This is a genomic window from Pseudoalteromonas sp. MEBiC 03607 (assembly GCF_004792295.1).
GTDB lineage: Bacteria > Pseudomonadota > Gammaproteobacteria > Enterobacterales > Alteromonadaceae > Pseudoalteromonas > Pseudoalteromonas lipolytica_C.
This window is the reverse complement of record NZ_SRRY01000001.1, coordinates 1691028-1715710: the sequence shown is the minus strand read 5'-3', so window position 1 is coordinate 1715710 and position 24683 is coordinate 1691028. Positions and strand designations below refer to the sequence as shown.

The window sequence follows — 24683 nt, the reverse complement described above, 5'->3', positions numbered from 1 at the left end:
TAAACTTAAGAAAAATTAATTAAGTACTACAATTGGCAATGATGTTTTTTCAATCACTTAGCAGATTTGCCTACTAAGATGTGCGCTAGTATACCTTTCATAAGCGCACAAAAAAAGGGGCTATATAGCCCCTTTTCTCGTAATCTAGTTCTTAGCGACGTAGGCCAAGCTCTTGGATTAACGCAGTGTAACGTGCAATGTCTTTACCTTTAAGGTAATCAAGCAGTTTACGGCGTTGGCTTACTTTGCGTAAAAGACCACGACGTGAGTGGAAGTCGTGCTTGTGATCAGCAAAGTGACCTTGAAGCTTGTTGATATCGAAAGTTAGAAGTGCAACTTGTACTTCAGGTGAACCAGTGTCGCCTTCAGCGCGTGCAAATTTAGCGATGATTTCAACTTTTTCTTGATTGCTTAGTGACATAGTAACTCCAAAAATTAATTTAAATTGTGTTTTAGCCGATCACTAATTCAGCCAAAACGATTGAGCGGGCGTATTCTACCAGCTTTAGTAATAACTACAAGGTAATCTTTACTCAGGCAATTGATTTGATAAACCGCGCTTTGATTTTAGGTGCCCATCTTTATGACGCTCACCAGTGCCGATAAACACGCCATCAGCCATAACTTTTACCACGCCATCAGGCACAGGTTTACCAATTACCACCGTTTGACCATGGCTAAACGCCACGCCCTGCTCTTGTGTAATTTCAATCACAGGTAAATCAACCAGTGCGGTATCCATTGGCAAAAGTAGCTCATCTAGGTAGCTTGAAGGCGCAACATCATCTGCTTTTGCTTGCTGTAGCTTTTCTTCAAGTTGCTCAAGAGTGACCATTTTCTCACTAGGATAATGGCCCACAGCACTGCGATGTAACATGATAACATGTGCACCACAGCCTAGTTTTTCACCTAAGTCGTCAACAATTGTACGAATATAGGTACCTTTAGACACATGCGCCGTCATTTGTACTTCGTTGTTCGCTTCGTCAAACTCATCAAGCGTTAAACTAAATACATTAATTTTTCGACACTTGCGCGGCACTTCAATGCCCTCTCGCGCATATTTATACAAAGGCTGACCTTGGTATTTAAGCGCTGAATACATTGAAGGATATTGATCCGACTCACCTATAAAACTGGCAATTTGCTCAGCTAATTGCTCACGCGTAACTGATACTTCACGCGTCTCAACGATTTCACCATCTGAATCAGAGGTGGTAGTTCGCTCGCCAAGTTTTGCGCGTACAACATAAGTTTTGTCTGTATCAAGCAAAAACTGGGTAAACTTAGTCGCTTCACCAAAACAAATTGGCAGCATACCCGTCGCGAGCGGATCAAGCGCACCTGTATGGCCTGCTTTTTGTGCAAAGTAAATACCCTTTGCCTGCTGCAATGCTTTGTTTGATGAAATACCTTGCGGCTTATTAAGTAATAAAATGCCGTCAATAGCACGACCTTTACTGCGTCTAGCCATTAGTCTTTAGTGCCTTCTTCGCTATCATCTTCGTTTACATGCTTGGCATTATCTTCACGAATAACTGAGTCAACCAAGTTTGAAATACGCATACCTTCCATTAGCGAGTTGTCGATTACAAATCGTAACTCAGGCATGATGCGCGCACGAATGCGTTTACCTAATAAAGAACGAATATAACCCGTTGCTTCATTTAAGATTTTAGCGCTTTGCTTGGCTTTATCTTCATCATCAGTATTAAACACTGTGATAAATACTTTTGCATAAGATAAGTCGCGAGATACCTCAACCGCAGACACTGTCACCATGCCTAAGCGTGGATCTTTGATTTCGCGTTGAAGAATAACAGCAATCTCTTTTTGAATTTGCTGAGCAACACGATCAGTGCGAGAAAATTCTCTCATTTCATTTCACTCTAAAATAATAACTTATTGATGTTAAACAATAAGTTAATTTAATTACGAATACACAAATGGGGGCTAGGCCCCCATTTAAAATAGTGACTTAAACGAAATTAAAGTGAACGTTGTACTTCAACCGTCTCGAATACCTCGATTTGGTCGCCAACTTTAACATCGTTGTAGTTCTTAACGCCGATACCACATTCCATACCGTTACGTACTTCTTGTACGTCATCTTTAAAGCGACGTAGTGACTCAAGTTCACCTTCATAGATAACCACGTTATCACGAAGTACACGGATAGGCGCGCTACGCTTAACGATACCTTCAGTAACCATACAACCTGCGATTGCACCAATCTTAGGTGACTTGAACACGTCACGAACTTCAGCAAGACCAATGATCTCTTGCTTAAATTCTGGAGCAAGCATACCTGACATCGCTTGTTTAACTTCTTCAATCAGGCTGTAGATTACGCTGTAGTAACGTAAGTCTAGGTTTTCTGACTCAATCACTTTACGAGCTGAAGCATCAGCACGTACGTTAAAGCCAACAACGATTGCGTTAGATGCCGCAGCAAGCGTTGCATCAGTTTCAGTGATACCACCTACACCTGAACCAACAATCTTCACTTTAACTTCATCAGTAGAAAGCTTAGTTAGTGAATCAGCAATCGCTTCAATCGAACCTTGTACGTCAGCTTTAAGTACGATGTTAACTTCTGAAACATCGCCTTCCGTCATGTTAGTAAACATGTTTTCAAGCTTCGCTTTTTGTTGACGAGCAAGCTTCACTTCACGGAATTTACCTTGACGATAAAGTGCTACTTCACGCGCTTTACGCTCATCTTTAACAACAGTAGCTTCATCACCCGCAGCAGGGATACCAGATAGACCTAAAATCTCAACTGGGATAGATGGACCTGCAGACTTGATGTCTTTACCGTTCTCATCTTTCATCGCACGTACACGGCCATATTCAAGACCACAAAGTACGATATCACCTTGGTTAAGCGTACCAGACTGAACTAGGATTGACGCAACTGGACCACGGCCTTTATCAAGACGTGACTCAATTACAACACCTGCCGCCATGCCTTCTGCTGGTGCAGTAAGTTCTAAGATCTCAGCTTGCATTAATACAGCTTCAAGTAAGTCATCGATACCTAAACCAGTTTTTGCAGAGATGTGTACAAATTGCGTATCACCGCCCCACTCTTCAGGGATAACGTCTAACTGAGCTAACTCGTTCTTAACGCGATCTGGGTCGATACCTTCTTTATCCATCTTGTTAACTGCGATGATTAAAGGAACGCCTGCAGCACGGGCGTGCTGAACCGCTTCTTTAGTTTGTGGCATTACACCATCATCCGCAGCAACAACTAGAATAACGATATCTGTTGCTTTCGCACCACGAGCACGCATTGATGTAAACGCGGCGTGGCCCGGAGTATCTAAGAATGTGATCATGTGACCATTTGTTTCAACGTGGTATGCACCAATGTGCTGAGTAATACCACCGGCTTCGCCAGAAGCAACTTTTGCTGAACGAATGTAATCAAGTGTTGACGTTTTACCGTGGTCAACGTGACCCATTACTGTCACAACCGGTGCACGAGGAATGGCTTTACCTTCTTCGCTACGGTCGCTTAGTACTTTCTCTTCTAATTCGTTTTCTTTAACGATGATAACCTTGTGGCCCATTTCTTCAGCAACTAGTTGTGCTGTTTCTTGGTCGATCACTTGGTTGATGGTAACCATGTCACCCATCTTCATCATTGTTTTAACAACTTCAGCACCTTTAACCGCCATACGTGATGCAAGCTCTGCAACAGTGATTGTTTCACTGATACGAACTTCGTTTTTCACGTCAGCCGTTGGTTTTTGGAAACCATGTTGTAAAGACGTTGGTGCTTTAAGCTTGCCTTTTTTGCCTTTAGGACCAACAGGCATTTTCTCTTTTTGAGGTCCTTTTTTCTTTTTCTTACGACGAGCGCTTTGCTCTTCACGTGCATCAGACTCATCTTCTGCTTCACGTGCGTAAGTTGAAGTTGTAAGGTGGTGATCAGCGTTTTCTTCACGCTGCTTACGCTCTTCTTCTTCCTTTTTCCAGCGAGCTTCATTTTCTTCAGCTAGCTTTCTTGCCTCTTCTGCTTGACGTTTCGCTTCTTCTTCAGCTTTTCTCAATGCGGCCTCTTCTGCTTCTTTTTGCAGACGCTCAGCTTCGGCGCGATCTTTTTCAGACTTAGCACTTTGCTCTGGGGTCATCTGCTTCTGTTTCGCTTTACGCTCAGCTTCAGCTTTGCGTTTAGCCTCTTCTTTGGCTTTACGGTCAGCTTCTTCTTTCGCTTTACGTTCTGCCTCTTGTTTCGCTTTAAGCTCCTCAGCTTCTTGCTGGGCTTTAAGCTCTGCTGCCTTACGGGCAGCTTCTTCTGCAGCTAAACGCTCTTCTTCTTGCTGTTGCTCAATGGCGCTTTTCTTAACATAAGTACGAGTTTTACGTACTTCAACTTGGACAGACTTTGCTTTACCTGTTGAGCCAGTCACGCTAAGCGTGCTTTTGCTTTTACGTTGCAAAGTCATGCGGGCTGGGCCTTCAGAACCCGTACCGCCATGCTGCTTGCTCAAGTGGTCAAGTAACGTCGACTTTTCAGACTCAGTTACCATATCACCTGCTTTTTTAGAAATACCGGCTTGCTCAAGCTGCTGTAGTAGTTTATCAACAGTTGTACCAATATCTCCGGCTAGTTTTTCAACATTTACTTCTGCCATAGTGTGTAATACCTCCGTTAATAAATTACTCTTCTGCGAACCAACAAATGTTACGCGCAGCCATAATTAGCTTGCCAGCTTCTTCTTCTGAAAGTTCAGTGATATCCACTAACTCATCAATGCCTTGCTCTGCTAAATCTTCTAGTGTTACTACACCTTTACTTGCCATAACAAATGCAAGGTGACGCTCAAGACCTTCAAGTGCAAGTAAGTCCTCTGCAGGCTCTGCACCTTCAAGGCTTTCTTCTGTCTTAAGCGCTTTTGTTGTTAACGCGTCTTTTGCACGTGAACGTAAGATATCAACTGTTTCTTCATCTAAACCGTCGATTTCTAAGAATTCTGATGCTGGAACGTAAGCAACTTCTTCAAGTGTTGAGAAACCTTCGTTGATAAGTAATGTTGCAAACTCATCATCAATATCTAGGTACTCAGTGAATAAGTTGATTAGTTTATCAGACTCAGCTTCATTCTTTTCACGCATTTCATCAACTGTCATTACGTTTAATTCCCAGCCAGTTAATTGGCTAGCAAGACGTACGTTCTGACCGTTACGACCGATTGCTTGCGCTAGGTTATCTGCTTCTACAGCGATATCCATTGAATGCGTGTCTTCGTCCATTACGATTGACGCAACTTCTGCTGGTGCCATCGCATTAATAACGAATTGAGCTGGGTTGTCATCGTAAAGAACGATATCAACACGCTCACCGCCAAGCTCTGTAGAAACAGCTTGTACACGTGCACCACGCATACCCACACACGCACCCACAGGGTCAATACGTTTGTCGTTTGATTTAACAGCGATCTTTGCACGAGAACCAGGATCACGCGCCGCGGCACGTAATTCAATCATTTCTTCGCCAATCTCTGGCACCTCAATGCGGAATAACTCCATTAGCATCTCAGGCTTAGAACGTGTTACGAACAATTGTGCTCCACGTGCTTCTGGTTTTACTTCGTAAAGTAAACCACGAATACGGTCACCCGGACGGAAGTTTTCACGCGGTAGCATGTCGTCACGGTAAATAACCGCTTCAGCATTGTTACCTAGGTCAAGGATAATAGCGTCACGTGTTGCTTTTTTTACAACACCTGTTACTAATTCACCTTGTTGATCTTTATATTCTTCAACAACAAGTGCGCGCTCAGCTTCACGTACTTTTTGTACGATAACTTGCTTCGCCATTTGCGTTGTAATACGGTCAAATTTAATTGATTCGATTTGCTCTTCAACGTAATCACCAAGTTGTAAAGACGGGTCTTCAACTTGTGCTGCTTCTAATGTGATTTCGCTGTAAGGATGTTCTAATGAACCATCTTCAAGAACTTCTGCAATTTTCCAACGACGGAATGTATCGTAATTACCTGTTTTACGATCAATTGCTACGCGAACATCAATTTCGCCATCGTGTTTTTTCTTTGTAGCAGTCGCTAATGCGAACTCTAACGCTTCAAAAATCTTTTCTTTTGGAACCGCTTTCTCATTGGAGACGGCTTCAGCAACCAATAATATTTCTTTTGCCATGGGTTATGCCTCGCTTGCCCTATTCCTTCGCACTCGAATTAAAACTTTGCGATGATGTTCGCACGTTCGATATTACTAAGCATAATCATATGCTCAGTGCCATCTGCCGAAAGTGTGATCATATCACTGCTAACTGATACTAAGTCGCCTTTAAAGTTACGACGACCATCTTGTGGAAGCTTAGTACGCACGCGTACTTCTTCTCCTTGCGCCTTCTCGTAATGATCTTGTTTGAATAATGGACGATCAACACCAGGAGACGACACTTCCAAATCATATTCATTTGTAATTGGATCTTCGACATCCAAAATTGCGCTAACTTGACGACTTACGTCGGCACAATTGTCAACCGTAATCCCTGCATCGTGATCGATATAAACACGTAATGTAGAGTGGCGACCAGCTTGCACAAACTCAAGACCATGTAACTCAAAGCCTAACATTTCTACGGCTGGTGAGAGCATGGTTACTAAATCTTGCTCAAGTTTTGTCACGAAAATCCTCCATACAAACAAAAAAAGGGCACAAAGCCCTGAAATACTGAGTTTAATGATGATTAAAACACATCATGCTAGACCAGATACAAGAACGCCCCGAACCAAGCGGGGCGTCACACCTAAAGCATAAAACTGTGTGGCCTAGGGCCAAGCTTGGTTGCGAGTCAAATATCTGACTAAATTAAACTAGATAGCCTAAACGCAAAACGCGCATTACCCAGAATGCGCGACTTCATACAGTAAATTAATTACTGAGCACACTAAGCGCATTTAAAATGCCTTAGTATGTAGTTGGTTGCGGGAGCCGGATTTGAACCGACGACCTTCGGGTTATGAGCCCGACGAGCTACCAGGCTGCTCCATCCCGCGCCAATCGATATTAAAGTAAATTACTTAATATCATCTAATCGAGTATTAACACCTCAATTCAATGGCGGCCATTATAAGCATGTAGCGCTCAATTAGCAACCTTCCAGCATGAATTAGTTAGACTATTTTTTACCTAAAAATTTTATGACAGCATTGTCATAAAATTTATTGTTTTATTAAATCTGGTCTATATTAAGTCATATAATAAGAACAACCTATAGCCAAGACTATATAAGTGAGCTGCGATGAGTTTATCCACTGCACAAAAAAGGCTTTTACAGCAAAACATTAAACATTTAAAACCTAATTTCCATCAATTTACTTTACAGTTCCACACACTGGCAAATAAGCACAGTTTACACATGACCCTGCCCAGTCAAGAAAGTATTAATAGGCGTAGTTATCTGCTTTTTTGTGCTTTGAATAAAGTTGTCATGCACTTAGATGATTTGAAACAAGTAACACCTTTCATAGAATACTTAGCCAACAACCTCAGTTTTTTAAACGTAACAAGTCAAGATATAGATAATTTAACGAATGCTTTTATGAAAACCGTTGAATCAATGCAAGAACCTATGAGTGAACAACTTAAAGATGCGTGGCAATTAGCAACTCGCCTTTTTGCAAATATCGTTAAGTGCTATTTGTTTTCATACAGCAATGTCATACCACTGCAAGACAATTTCGCAGTAAGACGAACCTCATAATTTAACCAGCTCATTACTCAATCTGTCTAATTGGCGTTGTTCTACTGCAATTAGAGTATTGTACTTTTTAGTTACTGCACTCATTTTGGCGGACAACGCATAATCTTTATTCACATTACTAAGATTAATTGCCTGTTTATCAGCTTGCTGTTGTAATTTGACTATCTGTTGATTCAATTCATCGTAATAGCTGTCTATCTTGTTCTTGTGTTCAGTCATTTTTCGCTTTATCTGTTCACTACGAATATAGCTATCAATCTCGGTGTTTTCAGTCTTTGATAGCGTTGACTCTAAGCTAGCTTGCTCTGCATTTAACCTATCAATATTACGTTGTTCATTATCGATTAATAAATTATAACGCTCTGAAACAGCAGTCATTTGTTCAGCTACTGCGACTGCCTTTTTTGCTCCAAATGAAGAGCGAAAGTACTCATCTGCCTGATTATTCAATGCAGCTATTTCACTATTTAATCGCGCGGTATAGGTATCTATCTTATCGAAATGCTCAGCCTTTTTCACAGCGATTTGTTTCAAACGAATATATCTATCAAGCTCATCATTTTGCTTAGCAAGTGCGACAGGTTTAGGTACTGAGTTAGGGTTAGTTTGAAGCTGATGGTCTTCGATAACTATCAGCTTTGCATCAACACCACATGGTTGCTGACTAAATTCAACAGTACCATCATGCTCGCACTTGTAAATGGCCGCATTTGCAATTGAACTTGCCAACACCCCTGTGATGGCAATTACTAATTGAATGACATTATTGTTCATATTTCACCTTCCGTAGTGGTGTACATCAATTAAATGGTAACACCCTAATAGCTATTCATACTCTATAATAGATCGATATTCAGGTTTACGTCGTAAAGAATAATTTACCTCAGACTGGGTATACACAGCGTGCAATTTTCTACCATCCGATTTATTTTTGGCGACCAGCTAAACGCCAACCACAGCTGGTACAAAGAGCAAGATCAACAACATATACTATATGTTGTTGCCGAATTAAAACAAGAAACAAACTATGTGAAGCACCATATCCAAAAGGTAGCAGCATTCTTCGCAGCCATGGAAAACTTTGCTAAGGCGCTTGATAAAGTCGGGTTAAATTGCCTACTCCTTACGCTTGATGATACAAAAGATGACAGCACCTTGTGTGAATTGTTGACCCGACTGGCCAAACACTATCAATGCAGCACTATTGAATATCAATACCCTGATGAGTTCAGACTAAAAAAACAAATGTCAGAATTTGCTGAGCAAAGTGATTTAGACGTCAAAGGCTATGATACAGAGCACTTTCTACTGCCGTTTGAAGATATAAGTACGCACTTTAAAAAAGATAAACACGTCAAAATGGAATTTTTCTATCGTGCAATGAGAAAGCGCTTTAATATTCTCATAGACGACGATAATCAACCTTGCGGCGGGCAATGGAATTTTGACCAGCAAAACAGAAATAAGTTAAAACAAAACGACCTTGATAAAATCCCAGCTCCATTATGTTTTAGCCATGACGTGAGCCACATCTTAAAACGTATCGAAAAACATAAAGTAAATACATTTGGCGAATGCGGAAAAACTTTGCTGTGGCCAACTACTCGTAATGATGCCAAACAACTGCTGCGTTTTTTTTGTGAAAACCTGCTGCCCCATTTTGGCCAATTTCAAGACGCAATGACCTGCAATTCACAGCATCAATGGTCTTTGTATCACAGCCGCTTGTCATTTGCTCTTAACACCAAGATGCTGCATCCGATGCAAGTCATTAAACAAGTGTTAGACACCTACGAGCAACATACTGATGATATAGATATTGCGCAAGTTGAAGGATTCATTAGACAAATCCTCGGCTGGCGCGAGTATGTAAGAGGGATTTACTGGCAGAATATGCCTCAATACAGTGAAAAAAATCACTTAAATGCACAGCGTTCCCTGCCAGAGTATTTTTGGCATGGTAAAACAAACATGAATTGTATGCAGCATGCCATCAAACAAAGCCTTGAAACAGCTTATGCCCATCACATACAACGCTTAATGGTCACTGGGAATTTTTGCTTATTGACCGCAATCGAGCCAACTGAAGTTGATGCATGGTATCTAGGTATTTACATCGATGCTATTGAATGGGTTGAAATGCCCAATACTCGGGGAATGAGTCAGTTTGCTGATGGTGGGTTAATTGCCACTAAACCCTATGCTGCTAGTGGCAATTACATTAATAAAATGAGTGATTACTGCAAGCACTGCAGCTACAAAGTAAAAGAGAAAACCACTGACGATGCGTGCCCATTTAACAGTTTATATTGGCACTTTATGTTAGAGCATGAGGAACAGTTATCGCAAAACCCACGGATCGGTATGATCTATAAAAACTGGTATAAACAAGATGAAGCTCTTCAGCAAGCGACGCTTGAGCGAGCCAACTGGTGTTTAAATAATTTAGAAAAGCTGTAATAAAAAAGCCGCCTCAATTGAGGCGGCTTATTACTAACAAATAACTAGGGAAACAATGCTTTGTTGATAAGTATAAAATTACTTATTCTCGAGTAATTTACCATTACCAATTTCGATTTTACGTGGTTTCAGCGCTTCTGGAATTTCACGTTGTAAATCGATACTTAGTAAGCCGTTTTCAAGGTCAGCGCCTAGTACTTTAACGTGGTCGCCTAATTGGAACTTACGTTCAAAGTTACGCTCAGCAATGCCTTGATGAATGAACTTACGCTCTGCATTGTCTTCTTTGTCAGCTTTTGTGCCACTGACTTTTAATGTGTTGTTTTCTGACTCGATGGTCAGTTCACTTTCACTAAAACCAGCTACAGCCATAGTGATACGATATTTGTCTTTATCGAGTGCTTCGATGTTATACGGAGGAAAACTTGGCTGCTTGTCTGTACGAGCTGCCGCATCCATTAATGATGCTAAATGATCGAAGCCGATGAATGAACGATAAAGTGGTGATAAGTCTACTGTACGCATAATTATATCCTCATATTTAAGCGATATTTTGTTAGTGCTCTTCTATTGAACCAGCGCTAACAAAGTTAAATTAATATTATATATTTCAATTACTTTAGTTTGTTTGGGACCCATCAGGCGTCCTCACTAAACTATTTATGGGCGGGTAAATTCTTTTCAAGATTTTTAGCAAAAAAAATTGCAATTTTTTTAAATTAAATGAAAGTTAAGTGCTCTCAAACTGGTCTGAATAAGTTGATTTTAAAGGGCTAACCACGTACAAAATAACAATGAAAAAAAATCCAACTTTTTTAAAAAAATTTTTAAGTGTGCTAAAAAATGTCGTGTTAATGGCAGCCATTGTGTATGCCGTGACCACATTTCAGCAGCGAAATTTACTCTCAACTGATAAAACCCCTGCCCCCTATTTTAATTTGGCCACGTTAAAAGACCCGACAGAGCGAATGACCATTGCACAATTACAAGGAAAGCAAACAGTGGTGTATTTCTTTGCGCCATGGTGCTCAATTTGCCGCTACAGTATGCCAAATTTAGAAACTGCCTATCAGCAAGGTAAGTTAAATGCGATAGCGATTGCCCTCGATTATGAGAATATTACTGAAGTAAGACAGTTTACTGATTCACTCGAATTAACCATGCCTGTGTTACTTGGCAGTAAAAGTACAGGCCAAGATTATAAAATCAGTGCCTACCCAACTTATTATGTTATTGATGAGCAGCTGGCTATCACTGCGCATTCTATGGGTTACTCAACAGAGCTTGGCCTCAGAATACGCACACTTGATTAGCTCAATCACATTTGCTGAGAAAAAATAGAACAGTACAATCGATTTTATGCACTGTTTTTATTCATTTAATTCGTTAAGATGATAACCAGACAAACTCGAGGAGAGCGATATGTTAACTGTAATTTTTGGCCGTGAAGGCTGCCCATACTGTGTACGTGCAAAAGACGTTGCTGAAAAACTAGCTAATGAGCGTGATGATTTTAAATACCGCTATATCGATATCATCAAAGAAGGGATCAGCAAAGCAGATTTAGAGCAGTCTGCTGGCAAACCTTGCCCAACCGTACCACAGATTTTTATTGACCAAGCCCACATTGGTGGCTTCACTGAGTTCGAAGCATACGCTAAAGAAAATTTAGGGTTATATCAATAAATTGTAAACGTGGTTGATTTTTGCAAATTTAAATTGATTAAATTATGACCAACATCAACCACATACAAATTAGTTGTAATTTATACAAGCAATTGCCTTGTATTTCCTATACAATGCGCGCCTCTTTAAATTCGTTGAGGCGTATTAATGTCAGAACCAGTCACGTTTGAATCTCTAAATCTTTCTCCTGCAATCCTTAAAGCAGTTGAAGAGTTGGGTTACAAGACTCCATCTGAAATCCAAGCTCAATGTATACCGTTATTGCTAGAAAGAAAGGACGTACTGGGACTAGCGCAAACGGGTACAGGTAAAACAGCAGCATTTGCACTGCCGTTACTAAATAATATTGACCCGTCTGTGAAGCAGCCACAGATCCTTGTTTTAACGCCTACGCGTGAACTTGCGATCCAAGTAGCTGAGGCATTCGAACAATATGCTAAGCATACTCGTGGTGTGGAAGTTTTAGCCCTATATGGTGGCCAAAGCTACAGCATCCAACTAAGTGCACTTCGTCGTGGCGCGCAAATTATTGTTGCAACGCCGGGCCGCTTAATTGACCACATTAACCGTGGCACAATCAAGTTTGAGAGCTTACAAGCCCTTGTTCTTGATGAAGCAGACGAAATGTTACGCATGGGCTTCATTGATGATGTAGAAAGCATCATGGAGAAAACGCCACGTGAAAAGCAAACATGTCTTTTCTCTGCGACCATGCCTAAGCAAATCCAAAATATTAGCAGCAAGTACATGAATGAGCCTGAGCAAGTTCATATTTCTGCTCGTAATTCAACTGTATCAACAGTTGAGCAAGTATTTTGGAATGCACATGTGCACAAAAACAAAGCAATCGTTCGCTTTTTAGAAGCTGAAGAATACGATGGTGCAATTGTTTTCGTACGTACGCGTAACGACACGGTACAGTTAGCTGAATTACTTGAGCGCGAAGGTTTCTCTGCGGCACCACTTAATGGTGACATGAACCAACAAGCACGTGAACGTACAGTAGACCGTTTGAAAAACGGCCTAGTTGATATCGTTATTGCAACAGACGTTGCTGCACGTGGTCTTGATGTAGACCGTTTAAGCTTAGTTATCAACTACGATATCCCGCAAGACTCTGAAGCCTACGTTCACCGTATCGGCCGTACAGGTCGTGCAGGTCGTACAGGTAAAGCGATTCTTTTCGTAAAACACAACGAGCGTTATTTACTTAAAAATATCATTCGTCATACGAAATCAGAGATCGCACAAGTTGACTTGCCAACTGCAAAAGTCGTTGAAGAAAAGCGTATTAAAGCACTTCAAGACAAGTTAACAATTGCGCTTGAAAACAAAGACATTACGTTCTTTAATCAAGTAGCTGCTAACATGGCTGAAAAACTTGAGTTAAGTACTGAAGACTTAGCAGGTGCGTTACTTTGTTTAGCGCAGCAACAATCACCAATCAAGGTTGAAGAAGTTAAAGTTCAACCGCGTGGCGAACGCAGCGAACGTGGCGACCGTCGTCGCAACGAACGTGGTGATCGTGGTGGTGAGCGTTCTGCACGCGAGCGTAAACCTCGTGAACCGCGCGAGCGCAATAGCCGCAGCATGGGTCCTATGGATACTTACCGTATCGAAGTAGGTCGCGAGCACGGTGTACAAGTTAAAAACATTGTTGGTGCGATTGCTAATGAAGCTGATATCTCAAGCAAGTTTATTGGTGATATTCGCTTACACGACAGCCACAGCACAGTACAGTTACCACAGAACATGCCAAAAGATGTGCTTGATCACTTCCAAAAGGTATTTATCTGTAAACGTCCGATGAATATGACGCTAACGCAAGATCAAGGTCCTGCTGCTCCTCGTGCAGAACGCCCAAGTGGTGACCGTGGTGATAAAAAGCGTAACTTCAAAGACCGTGGTGAAAAACGTGGTGGCCCTCGTAAAGAGCGTCGTCCAGTGAGCTTCACAGCTAACTAATGTAAGCTGTAAGCAATAAAAAAACCTTGTCATGAGAGTGACAAGGTTTTTTTGTGTCTGTAGTAAAGCTGTCAGCTATCAGACCGCAGTTTTTAAAGCCTCAAGCTGGATTGCTGAGGCTTTACAACTTAATCATTATGAACCAATGGCTGGGTATGCGTAGCTTGATTGGAGACCTAGTGGGATACCTAAGCCCCAGTACGCAAGTAAGAAGATGCTCCAGCCGATTAAGAAGGCGATTGAATAAGGTAACATCATCGCAATTAAGGTACCGATACCTGTGCCTTTAACATACTTCTGACAGTACACTACAACCAATGGGAAGTATGGCATCAGTGGCGTGATGATATTCGAGCTTGAGTCACCTACACGATACGCAGCTTGCGTTAAATCAGGTGAAATGCCCAGTTGCATCAACATTGGAACAAAGATTGGCCCTAACAGCGCCCATTTTGCTGAGCTTGAGCCAACAAATAGGTTAACGAATGCCGTTAAGAAGATAATACCTACCACAGTGACTGAGCTTGGCAGTGCCATTGCTTTAAGTAGCTCTGCACCCTCAATCGCAAGTAATGCGCCAAGGTTTGATTTACTAAATGCGGCAATAAATAACGCACAGAAGAACGCCATAACAATATAGTAAGCCATACCGCTCATAGCTTTACTCATGGCATCTATCATATCTTTAGAACTTTTGAAGGTACCCACTGCAAAACCGTAGACGGCGCCTGGGATCCAAAACAGTAAGAAAATAAGCGGTACAATTGATTGCATTAACGGTGAGCGGAAGTTAGTTAATGAGCCATCGCTGCTTCGCATTGCTGAATCGGCTGGGGCTGAGACAAACCAAAGTAAAGCAAGGCCTGCAATCATCACTGTGCTTGCAATATAAAACGCTCGTTTTTCATCACTGCGCGCTTCATCAAAGGCAGGTAAATCTTGTGTGTCACCATCAAGTGGCGTGTTTTGTAAGCGCGGCTCGATGATTTTATCTGTGATATACCAGCCTAATAAGATAATAAATAGGCTCGAAGCCGAGGTAAAAAACCAGTTATTAAGCGGGTTTATTGCCATATCAGGATTAATAATTTGCGCCGCACTTTGGGTAAAGCTTTGTAGTAACGGGTCAATGCCTGATGGAATAAAGTTTGCGCTAAAGCCACCACTTACCCCAGCAAACGCTGCAGCAATACCGGCAAGCGGGTGACGACCCATCGCATAGAAAATAACCCCAGCCAATGGGATAACTAACACATAACCGGCATCAGTGGCGGTATGACTGACAATCGCCACTAAAATAATAGAAGGCGTTAAAAGCTGTTTTGGTGTTACTTTTAGCATTAACTTAAGGCCAGTGTTGATGAAGCCAGAATGCTCAGCAACCCCGACACCTAACATAGCAACGAGTACCACACCAAGCGGGGCGAAGCTGGTAAATGTTTTCACCATCGACGATAAGAAGGTGGCTAATGAATCACCCGCAAGTAAGTTATTTACAACTATGGCTTCGCCTGTGCGTGGGTCTATAGCGTCAAATGTGGTGCCCGAAAAGAGCCAAGATAAAAACCAAATTAATAGCATAGCGACTAAGAAGATAATCGCCGGATCGGGCAGTTTATTACCCACCCTTTCAATCGTATTTAGAAAACGTGCTATCGCACCGCTTTGTGCTTGCACATCATTATTGTTATTCATTTTCAAATTCCCTAGAAAAAATTCTCGTTAACCTTAACGTATCTAAGTAATAAGGTAAATTTTAAGTTAATAGCTTTACTGATAAAGCTAAGGTCTAGCTGTAAAAAAAGCGACACAGGTCGCTTTATAAATTTGGTTTAGATACTAAGTTAAGCTGCTAGCGCTTTAACTTCATCCCACAAACGCACAACAAGCTCTTTATCTTCTTCGTTTAGCTCACCATTACGGTAAGCTTTAACTAAGCTTGATTCTACTTGATTGTTAAGTTCCTCAATTGACAAGTTTAATTCTTCTACTTGTGCATAACCTACCGCTAAGTCAAAGTGACCACGTAAATAGCCACCCGCAAACAGTTCGTCGTCAGTCGCTTTATCAACTAAATCATCAAAATATTGCTGCGCTGCATCAATATAACTTACTAAACTCATTGTTACTTCTCCTCTGGGTGCAGCCCATCTTGATGACCCACTGCATACATAATATGGTCATTAAAACCGGTGGTTACGCGTATATAACCACTTAATTCATCGTCTAACTCACTATCACCGGTATCGGCAATCAGCGGTCGGCCATTTAAGGCCTGTAATTTAGTTTTAGTCGCCACTACAATAATATTGTCACGACCAATAGCACGAATAAGTGCAGGGCTTAATTGCTGATTTCCTCTGCCGAATATATGGCCTTGGCCACCAATTAAGGTAATCACTAATTTAGTCGCTTTACCTTCGGTAAGCTCAAGTAATTGCTGAGCCGTTAAATCCTGTGCAACGAGTTCTTGATCAGCCACTAAATCAACACCTAACAAGGTATTTTCAAGGCCCATTTCTTCCATTATTGCAGCCACGGTTGAACCACTGCCCATCACATATAAACAGTCTTCATCCATTTCACTAACAACATAAGCCGCAATATCAGCAAGGACTAATTCATCGGTTTCTTTGCCGCCATTTTTAACTGCTTGCACATAACGCACTTCACTAGGTACTTGCATTTCACCATAGCGCTTAGCTTTTACCGTGCCTTCGCGAAATGCTTCTTCGTCGATATCCATCACATCGGCATCACCAAGGCTTACAAGCTCACCTTTTACTAGCATTTCGACAACGCGACCTGCTGCCTTTGGAGTAATCGCATAAACACCAGAGTGTATTTTACAGCCAGCAGGAATACCCAACACAGGTGTGCTATCACCAACTGCGTGACAAATGTTGCGAGCAGTGCCGTCACCACCAGCAAATAAAATAAGATCGACACCTTGCTCGACCAATAGCTTGGCTGCCTGCTCTGTGTCATCAGGAGTAGTGATTTCATTTGTTTGGTAAATGACGTGAGTATTAAAACCAAGCTGGCTTGCCGTTTGCTCACCCATTTCACCGTTTACAGTGTAAATGGTTAACTCATCTTGATGTGCAAGCAGAACCTCAAGTGCCGCTCGGGTGCGTAAGTTTGCTTTTGGCTCTGCGCCAAGTTGCATTGCCTTTGCTGCGGTATCTGCCCCATCACTGCCCTTGAGTGCCACACTGCCACCTAAGCCGGCAACCGGATTTACAATCAAACCTAATTTAAACTGCATCAGCTAAAACTCCTGGGTTGCTATGAAAATCGCGCTGCCACGTAAACTGTGCAGCGGATAATGGCCATGGGGTGTTATAAAAATCGCTCAATGCTTTAAGTAACGCCTCTGTGCGCTGATTAAAGCCAGATGCTAATAGATCCAATACTTGCTGATGAACCCGCGCTTGAAAGTCAAATCGGCAGGTTTGCTCGCCATTAAGATTATCAACCGATACATTAAAATCGAAACCCGCTGCTGTACTGAGCGCCCACTCAATAGCTTGCGGTTTTACTTCAACCGCTTCAAATTCAGCTTGCTGGTGTTTATCACGGCCATCTGGGCAATACCAATAACCATAATCTTCTTTTAACCGACGTGCCTCTCCTGCCACCAGCCAATGGGCAATCTCATGCAAGGCGCTGGCATAGAAGCCGTGGGCAAATACAATTTGATGATAAGGCGTTTGCTCATCAGCAGGCAGGTAAATAGGTTCATCATCACCTTTTATCAAACGTGTATTATGACTTTGATAAAAGGTGTTTTCAAAAATAGTGATTAAGTCAGCAATCTGATGCATACGGCTTGAATTCGTCTCGTTAAAAGCGTCACTAAAAACGAGGCGAATTGTACGGACTTTTCAGCCTAAAGTAAAAGCAACCGCCCTCAGTTACAGGTATTTTGCGATATCAACATCATCGATTTGCTCTGGGTTTAAATAGCGCTTTGCATACTCAAGGTAAATACCTGACGTTAAGAACAATTTGAATACATCTTCATCAACATGCTGATCGGCCACCATCTTGGCTAAAATATCAATGGCAACACTCAGCGGTTTGGCTTTTTTGTAGGGTCTGTCGGCTGCGGTCAATGCTTCAAATATATCAGCAAGCACCAACACGCGCTCAGGTATCGATAAATCATCCGCAGACAACTTACGCGGATACCCCGTGCCTTTTAAAGTTTCGTGGTGAGTCGAGGCATAACGTGGCACACGGGCTAACTCTTCAGGAAACGGCACATTATCGAGCATACGTATAGTGCTAATAATATGCTCATTAATTTTAAATCGGTCTTCACTTGTTAAAGTACCGCGCTGAACCTGTAAGTTATATAACTCTCCTAAGTTATATTTATACTCTGGAATATCTACTTTTATCCCTAATCGTTCATCATAGTGAATTGGTTTATCGTGGGCAATCAAATGCTCAGGCCTATCTGAAAGTAGCTTTTCAGTTACAGGGAGTTGCTCATCATTGCTATGAACTCGCAGCTCTTCAACTGGCGAAAGGCCTATTTTATCGTCAAAATAGCGCTGCCAAGTAATAGTGCTGAGCGCTTCTAAACGCTCAAGGCTAGCTTCATCCATAAACTCGCCCCCTACATTACAGGTAGCGATAAACGAAAAATCACTCCGCAGCTCTGCTTGGCGTTTAGTAAGTTCAGCTTCAAGCTCTAGCTGCTTTTCGGGTGTGGCTTGCAATGCTTTTAGATAAGCGATTTCTGCATCTCGCCAAAGTACTTCAAAACGTGTACGCACTTCGTGTATACGGTTGTATATTGTTTCTAACTTAGTGCCTTTATCTACGATATGTTCTGGCGTGGTAATTTTACCGCAGTCATGTAGCCACGCTGCGAGACTAAATTCTCTTAGCTCGTCTTTATTTTTGAACGCAAACTCTTTAAAAGCATGTTCATTTGAGTTTGAAGCTGCTTTGGCTAGCATAATGCCAAGCTCTGGTACCCGTTCGCAGTGCCCTGCTGTATAGGGAGACTTATCATCGATAGCCTGTGCGATAAGCTCAATAAATGACTCCATTAGGGCCTTTTGCTTTTGCTCATGTTGCTGAATCGATTGACTCATTTGCACCATAGAGCGAGATAGGTTGTTAATTTCTTTAATACTGCTTTTTAGCGTAGAAACTTGGTCAAATTGACGCCGTTTAATCTTTAAGTTTTCGCCCTCTAAGGTCTTAATTGGTGCAACGATAGGTGAGGCAAAAAACCACGACACGGGTAAAACCATAATTAAGCATGCCGCAGTGATTAAAATTGACAGCTTAATTTTCTCGCGAGTAGAGCTTAATACACCTTCTTTGGGCACCACTATCGCTAGGAAATCGCTATTATCGCCCATCTCAGAAAGCGGGGTGATATATACGTACTTTTCAACCCCATTAAGAGTCATCAAACGTAAATGGGCAAAGTTTGTTTTATCTTTTATTAAGGTTAAAAATTCAGGGTAAGGCACGGTGCCAATCACTTGTGGTTGCTGATTGGGGTCGCTTCCTAACCATTTACGCTCAAGTGCTGCAATATACGAATCTGGCAGTTGCTCTATTGCCATATCAATTAAATCTTTAAGCGCTGCATCCTCAGGGTGAAACAGTAAATGCAGCGTATCGGGTAAAAGGTCATGGCTGTAACTATCAAGCTGATTATATTGAAGCCCATCAATAAAAAACTGCTTTTGGGTGTATTTGAACACCGCCTCGTTATCTAGGCCTGCAAAGACCCGCCCTTGGCTTACCGCATCAAGTACCGCTTTTGTACTTGGCAGCTCAACAATGTCGATGTCGGGAAAGTGCTCTTTGATCACTTTGATCACCGACCAACCTTCGCCAATTGCAAGCTGCTTACCCGCCAACTGCTTCATGCTAACAACTGGGAGCGTACCTTGTGCAGTAATAATACTAAATGGTAAGGTTGCCATGGTTTGGCTCATAATACCAAGCGGCTCATTGGCAGGCGTTTTAAAAATAGGCTGAATAACATCTATTTCTTTTTTAGCAAATTGATTCAAAAACTCAGACCAAGTAAACCCATTGATAAAGGTCACTTTAATTCCGAGCATATTGGCCAAGCCATTAATGTAATCAATGCTATAGCCTTTGGGGTTACCGCCAACACTAAAATCCATTGGCGGCCAGTTAGTTTCGTTTGAAACACTTAAATAAGGATACTTTGCCAATACACTTTGCTGCTCTTCAGTCAGAGGCAATTTTTCAAGCCTTGGCAGACGTAAGCTATTTTTTTGTTGATTAGAGGCAACAATTTCACCCTCTTTATTGTATATATACAGCTCACTTAAATACTGGCTGCTCATTTTACTTTGCTGTTTGCTTAAATATTCAGAGATGCTCGACAAACTAACGTCTAACGCTAAGACACTGTTTTCGCTTGCCGACTTTATCGAATAGGTTTGCCCGGGCGCTTGCAGGTGGGTAAAGAAATACGGCTTGGTTTTATTGACTCGGGCAGAATTTGCTTGCTTAAACCACAAACGCTCTCGGGGGTCATAGCTGGTACCTTTAGTTTGAGAAATGCGTAAATTAAATTGCTGATCAAAATAATGGGTGTGCTGAACACGCTCAGCCCCTTCGCCGGTAATGTGGATCACGACCCAGCGATCTGCTTCGATGGCTTGCAACTGCTGACGAACTATTTCACTACTTTCTAAATTTATTAATTCATAAAAGTCACCATTTTCATAGCCAACATACAAGGCATAAAACAATGGATTGAGCTGCATGATTTCACTCATGACATTTCTCAGTTCACTTTTATCTTCGCTGTCGGCACTGATAAGGCTACTGTTTTGTACCATTACACTTAGCGTGTTTTCCGACTTTTCATTGACACCGGTAAGGTAATCAGCGACAGAGCCAGTGGCTAAATTAAAGTTTTTAACACTGGCTTCTAAGGCCATTTTTTCACTGAAATAATATTGCAGACTAATTGCAATCAGGGCTGTTAATGAGGTGGCTAATACGAACACCGCAACAACGGTAAGACGAATCGAGAAACGTATTGTTTGTTTGAGTTTTTGAAAAGCAGATACCAGCACTTATGCATCTCCTTGCAATGCTTTGTTCGTAAATAATATTAGCTTGTATAATATGTATACACCAATAACTTTGTATTACAAACAAAAACACTGCAATATTAGCCTAAAGCATAAGCAAATAATTATCTTAGATATTTTTGAATATCGACCGAATCGATTTGCGACTCATCTAAAAACTGTTTTGCATATTTTAGGTATATGCCTGAGGTTAAAAATAGCTCAAATACATCACGATCAATATGCTCGTCATCGACCATCTTCGCTAAAATATCAACGGCAACACTCAGAGGCTTGGCTTTTTTATACGGCCTATCTGTCGCAGTTAGAGCCTCAAAAATATCAGCCAGCACTAACACTCGTTCAGGTATTGATAAATCTTTTGCAGTTAATTGGCGAGGATATCCAGTACCTTTTAATGTTTCATGATGCGTCGAGGCATAGCGTGGGATCCGAGCAAGCTCTTTCGGAAAAGGAACATTAGAAAGCATGCGAATAGTACTGATAACATGTTCATTAATTTTAAACCTATCCTCAGCAGTAAGCGTACCGCGTGAAATAGATAAATTATAAATCTCACCTAGATTGTATTTATACTCAGGGATTGTCATTTTTATCCCTAAATCAGGTTCGTAATCAATGGCCTTTTCATGAGGAATTAAATCATTTGGTTTATCACTCAATAGTGATTCTTCAACAGGCAAAGTTTGATCTTTAAGGTTTACCATGCGCAACTCTTCAAGTGGCGATAAACCAAGACTAGCATCGAAGTGACGATACCACTTGATGCTGGCAATCTGATGTAAACGATTTAATTGCGACTCATCCATAAACTCTCCGCCGACATTACATGCCGCAATAAAGCTAAAATCTGCATGCAACTTTTCAATCTCAGCGTCTAATTGCTGTTGTAACTGCTGTTTTTGTTCTGGGTTTACAAGCAGTTTTTCGTAGTAGTCTAGTTTTGCATCTCGCAGCAGTACTTCAAAGCGCATACGAACTTCATGAATTCGGTTGTAAATTGTTTCCAGCTTAGTGCCTTTATCAACAATATGTTCTGGCGTAGTAATTTTACCGCAGTCATGCAACCATGCTGCTAAACGAAACTCTCGTCGTTCATCTGGGGTTTTAAAACTAAACTCAGAAAACGCCTCATCCTTTGAATCTGATGCTGCATCAGCAAGCCAAATACCGAGCTCTGGCACCCGCTCACAATGCCCTGCCGTGTAAGGTGATTTATCATCAATTGCTTGCGCTATAAGCTCAATAAAAGATTCCATTAACGCTTTTTGCGAGTTTTCATGCTGCTCAATTGAGCGACTCATATCAACCATAGAACTGGCTAAATAATGAATCTCTAGAATATGGCTCGAAAGTGTAGAAACCTCATTGTAATCACGCTGTTGGATTTTTTTATTTTCGCCCACCAATTTCAAAATAGGATTAACAATCGAAGATGCAAAAAACCACGATACGGGCAAAAGTAACAATAAACATAACCCTGTGACTAAAATTGAGATTCTGATTTTCTCTTTAATAATTGCTAGCACATCTTCTTTCGCAACTAGCACTGTAAAGTAATCCACTTCATCAGAGTGCATATCGCCACTAAGTGGCAATGGCACTACAAACATATATTTTTCTTGACCATTTTCGTGCACATCAAGCATTTTACCGAACTGTTGCTTTTTATTGGCAAGCCCAGGTTGTTGCTCATCAAGTCGAATAAGCGCAGATAAGTCGTCGAATGTTCGTTGCTGACTTTGATTACGACTTGCTGCGATGATTTCGCCATCACCCCGGTAAACATACATTTCAGAAGAAACTAAGAACTGCATTTTAAGTTGTTGCTCTACAAGAAAGTGGCTCAAACTGGAGCTGGCTATATCAAGTGCAAGTACATCACCTGTGTCTGCTGACTGTATTGAATAGGTATAGCCCGGCATTTCTAATAGATTAAAAACATACTGCTCAGACTTTGAGACTGACTCACTAGAGGCTTCCTTAAACCACTTTCGGGTACGAGGATCATAGTCAGTTTTTTCTTCTTTGACTCTAATAACCGAAAGGCTTTCATCCAAGAATAACTTTACGGTTTTGCGAGCATCACCTTGCCCGGAGACTTTATAAATCAACCAACGCTCCAAAGGCCGGATTTGAAAACTAGCGGGTAAGGTTGCATCACCTTTTAAATTAATTACTTGCAGCATATCACCATTTTGATGCGCAAGAATTAATGAGTAAAAATCCGCATGTCGACTTAGTACCTCTATCAACACATTACGCAAGGTGTCTTTATCCTTGCTATCTTCAGAAAAGAGTCGAGTATCATGGATCATTACGCTGAGCGTATTATCAACCCGATGATTTATTCTCGAGATATGGTCTGCTATTTGTTGACTGGTCTGCTTAAATTGGTCCGTTTTTGTCTGCAGTACAAACTTTTCACTAAAGTAATAATGGAGACTAATTGCCACAATCCCTGTTAATAAACTTGCCAAGGCAAACACCAGTAACACACTGACGCGAATTGGAACTTTAAAGCCCTTAGGTTGGCCTGGTAGCATATTGCGGCTCCTTGCATGCTGAATATACCTATCTAGGTATAAAATAAAAATAAAAGTGAAATCTAAAACAACTTATTTAGACAGACTCGCTAGATTTTGACGACCAGTTGATTGCGACCAGCCTCTTTGGCTTCGTATAACGCTGAATCTGCTCGAGCAATAACAGACTTTTGAAGCTCCTCACGCATAACTGTCAAACCAAAGCTTGCTCTTATTGATAAAGACATATCATTTAGATGTAACGGCTCAGCATTCAGTGTTTCAATCATTTTATTGACAATTATCGTCGCATCTTCAACAGAACAAAGCGGCAACACAATTACAAACTCCTCTCCTCCAAAACGATAAACATCGTCAGAAGCTCTCAAAGACTTTGTAAGGAATGTTGAAAACTTTTCTAGCACAGCGTCGCCAACTTCGTGCCCATGGGTGTCATTAACACGTTTAAAGTAATCAATATCAGCTAAAACAACGCATACTTGTTTTGATTTATATTGATTTTCTTTACTGAGTTTTTGGTAATGCTCATAAGTATTATCAAACGCTCTGCGGTTAGGTAACTGTGTAAGCGCATCTTTCAAGGCCTGCTTTTTCATTTCTTGAGCTAATTGACCTAATTGCGTATTACGTACAAATAGCTCACGACGAATAATGTGTTCATGGGCAGCCATGATCGATCCCGCTAAATTAGCCGCTATGTGAGCTAAAATAACCACATAAAAAGAATGCAAATTTATATCTTTATTAAAATAAATAACGGAAATTGCCAAACAGCTATAAAACACACCTAATAGCGCTGATAGTTTCAAGGAGAGCAAAGTCGAGAAGTAAAATGTAATCAATACAATGACATCAAAAAACATATGCAATATATAATGACGCTCATAGGTGATAACCATAAATTGCATATTCAAAAACATAAATATCATAAACGCGATGACCATCTTTATTAACTGCTTCGGTGACTTTACAAAACTAATACCAAAAGCAGCGCTAACGCATACAAATACAGTGATAGTTCTGCCAATCAAAGCAATATCAGGCCAGAAATCTGGCTGAATAATCATCTTATCGAAAAAAGTGACGAGCATAGTCACAACGGCGATTATACATGCAAGAAATTGAGCAAGCTTTTTATCTTGCACCAATTTACTTTGTATAAACAACAAC

At 41.2% G+C, this 24683-nt stretch carries 20 protein-coding genes and 1 tRNA gene; 5 read left to right on the top strand and 16 right to left on the bottom strand.

The window, feature by feature from the left end; genetic code table 11:
* Positions 1 to 151 precede the first annotated feature (151 nt).
* The 7 genes from rpsO to E5N72_RS07825 form a co-directional block, all read right to left on the bottom strand.
* Positions 152 to 421 carry a 30S ribosomal protein S15 gene (gene rpsO / locus E5N72_RS07855; protein WP_036969894.1) on the bottom strand — a complete coding sequence of 90 codons (270 nt, stop codon included), beginning with the start codon at positions 419 to 421 and terminating at the stop codon, positions 152 to 154.
* 108 nt (positions 422 to 529) lie between these two features.
* Positions 530 to 1474 (bottom strand): tRNA pseudouridine(55) synthase TruB, encoded by a 945-nt coding sequence (truB, locus tag E5N72_RS07850; RefSeq protein WP_135923957.1) that lies wholly within the window; start codon positions 1472 to 1474, stop codon positions 530 to 532.
* On the bottom strand, positions 1474 to 1878 hold the full coding sequence (gene rbfA / locus E5N72_RS07845) for a 30S ribosome-binding factor RbfA (protein ID WP_036969898.1): 405 nt from the start codon (positions 1876 to 1878) through the stop codon (positions 1474 to 1476). The genes truB and rbfA overlap by 1 nt, the downstream gene beginning before the upstream one ends.
* 110 nt (positions 1879 to 1988) lie before the next feature.
* On the bottom strand, positions 1989 to 4646 hold the full coding sequence (gene infB / locus E5N72_RS07840) for a translation initiation factor IF-2 (protein ID WP_135923956.1): 2658 nt from the start codon (positions 4644 to 4646) through the stop codon (positions 1989 to 1991).
* Positions 4647 to 4671: 25 nt separating this feature from the next.
* Positions 4672 to 6171: a transcription termination factor NusA gene (gene nusA / locus E5N72_RS07835; protein ID WP_135923955.1), complete on the bottom strand. Its 1500-nt coding sequence runs from the start codon at positions 6169 to 6171 to the stop codon at positions 4672 to 4674.
* A gap of 38 nt (positions 6172 to 6209) precedes the next feature.
* Positions 6210 to 6665, bottom strand: a complete 456-nt coding sequence (gene rimP, locus E5N72_RS07830; RefSeq protein ID WP_062569821.1) for a ribosome maturation factor RimP — start codon at positions 6663 to 6665, stop codon at positions 6210 to 6212.
* A gap of 295 nt (positions 6666 to 6960) precedes the next feature.
* Positions 6961 to 7037, bottom strand: a tRNA-Met gene (locus tag E5N72_RS07825).
* 245 nt (positions 7038 to 7282) lie between these two features.
* Between E5N72_RS07825 and E5N72_RS20840 the strand changes: the two genes are divergently transcribed.
* Complete coding sequence (locus E5N72_RS20840) at positions 7283 to 7744, top strand: globin (RefSeq protein WP_135923954.1); 462 nt, start codon at positions 7283 to 7285, stop codon at positions 7742 to 7744.
* Here the strand turns inward: E5N72_RS20840 and E5N72_RS07815 are convergent.
* Positions 7739 to 8518 carry a hypothetical protein gene (locus E5N72_RS07815; RefSeq protein WP_135923953.1) on the bottom strand — a complete coding sequence of 260 codons (780 nt, stop codon included), beginning with the start codon at positions 8516 to 8518 and terminating at the stop codon, positions 7739 to 7741. The genes E5N72_RS20840 and E5N72_RS07815 overlap by 6 nt on opposite strands.
* Before the next feature lie 129 nt (positions 8519 to 8647).
* Here E5N72_RS07815 and E5N72_RS07810 point away from each other — a divergent pair, with 129 nt between their 5' ends.
* On the top strand, positions 8648 to 10204 hold the full coding sequence (locus E5N72_RS07810) for a cryptochrome/photolyase family protein (RefSeq protein ID WP_135923952.1): 1557 nt from the start codon (positions 8648 to 8650) through the stop codon (positions 10202 to 10204).
* 78 nt (positions 10205 to 10282) lie between these two features.
* On the opposite strand, the gene E5N72_RS07805 is transcribed toward E5N72_RS07810, so the two are convergent.
* Positions 10283 to 10729, bottom strand: coding sequence for an Hsp20 family protein (locus tag E5N72_RS07805; RefSeq protein ID WP_135923951.1), 447 nt, complete (start codon positions 10727 to 10729; stop codon positions 10283 to 10285).
* A 329-nt stretch (positions 10730 to 11058) separates the two neighbouring features.
* Between E5N72_RS07805 and E5N72_RS07800 the strand changes: the two genes are divergently transcribed.
* From E5N72_RS07800 to E5N72_RS07790, 3 genes are all read left to right on the top strand, one after another.
* Positions 11059 to 11517, top strand: coding sequence for a TlpA disulfide reductase family protein (locus E5N72_RS07800; RefSeq protein WP_240704505.1), 459 nt, complete (start codon positions 11059 to 11061; stop codon positions 11515 to 11517).
* 109 nt (positions 11518 to 11626) lie between these two features.
* A complete protein-coding gene (locus E5N72_RS07795) occupies positions 11627 to 11890 on the top strand; it encodes a GrxA family glutaredoxin (protein WP_054553185.1) in 264 nt (87 codons plus the stop codon).
* 147 nt (positions 11891 to 12037) lie between these two features.
* The gene (locus E5N72_RS07790; RefSeq protein ID WP_135923949.1) at positions 12038 to 13855 is read left to right on the top strand and encodes a DEAD/DEAH box helicase; all 1818 of its coding nucleotides are present in this window, start codon (positions 12038 to 12040) and stop codon (positions 13853 to 13855) included.
* A 135-nt stretch (positions 13856 to 13990) separates the two neighbouring features.
* Here E5N72_RS07790 and E5N72_RS07785 read toward each other — a convergent pair whose 3' ends face one another.
* The 7 genes from E5N72_RS07785 to E5N72_RS07755 all read right to left on the bottom strand — a co-directional run bounded on the left by E5N72_RS07785 (position 13991) and on the right by E5N72_RS07755 (position 24658).
* Positions 13991 to 15550 (bottom strand): AbgT family transporter, encoded by a 1560-nt coding sequence (locus E5N72_RS07785; protein WP_135923948.1) that lies wholly within the window; start codon positions 15548 to 15550, stop codon positions 13991 to 13993.
* Positions 15551 to 15699: 149 nt separating this feature from the next.
* Positions 15700 to 15978, bottom strand: coding sequence for a YfcL family protein (locus E5N72_RS07780; RefSeq protein WP_135923947.1), 279 nt, complete (start codon positions 15976 to 15978; stop codon positions 15700 to 15702).
* Between the two features lie 2 nt (positions 15979 to 15980).
* A complete protein-coding gene (locus tag E5N72_RS07775) occupies positions 15981 to 17123 on the bottom strand; it encodes an ATP-NAD kinase family protein (RefSeq protein ID WP_135923946.1) in 1143 nt (380 codons plus the stop codon).
* Positions 17113 to 17682, bottom strand: a complete 570-nt coding sequence (locus tag E5N72_RS07770; protein ID WP_135923945.1) for an elongation factor P hydroxylase — start codon at positions 17680 to 17682, stop codon at positions 17113 to 17115. The genes E5N72_RS07775 and E5N72_RS07770 overlap by 11 nt, the downstream gene beginning before the upstream one ends.
* Positions 17683 to 17772: 90 nt before the next feature.
* Positions 17773 to 20949, bottom strand: coding sequence for an HD domain-containing phosphohydrolase (locus tag E5N72_RS07765; RefSeq protein ID WP_135923944.1), 3177 nt, complete (start codon positions 20947 to 20949; stop codon positions 17773 to 17775).
* A 122-nt stretch (positions 20950 to 21071) separates the two neighbouring features.
* On the bottom strand, positions 21072 to 23513 hold the full coding sequence (locus E5N72_RS07760; RefSeq protein ID WP_135923943.1) for an HD domain-containing phosphohydrolase: 2442 nt from the start codon (positions 23511 to 23513) through the stop codon (positions 21072 to 21074).
* Between the two features lie 89 nt (positions 23514 to 23602).
* Positions 23603 to 24658: a GGDEF domain-containing protein gene (locus E5N72_RS07755; RefSeq protein WP_168246721.1), complete on the bottom strand. Its 1056-nt coding sequence runs from the start codon at positions 24656 to 24658 to the stop codon at positions 23603 to 23605.
* Positions 24659 to 24683 lie beyond the last annotated feature (25 nt).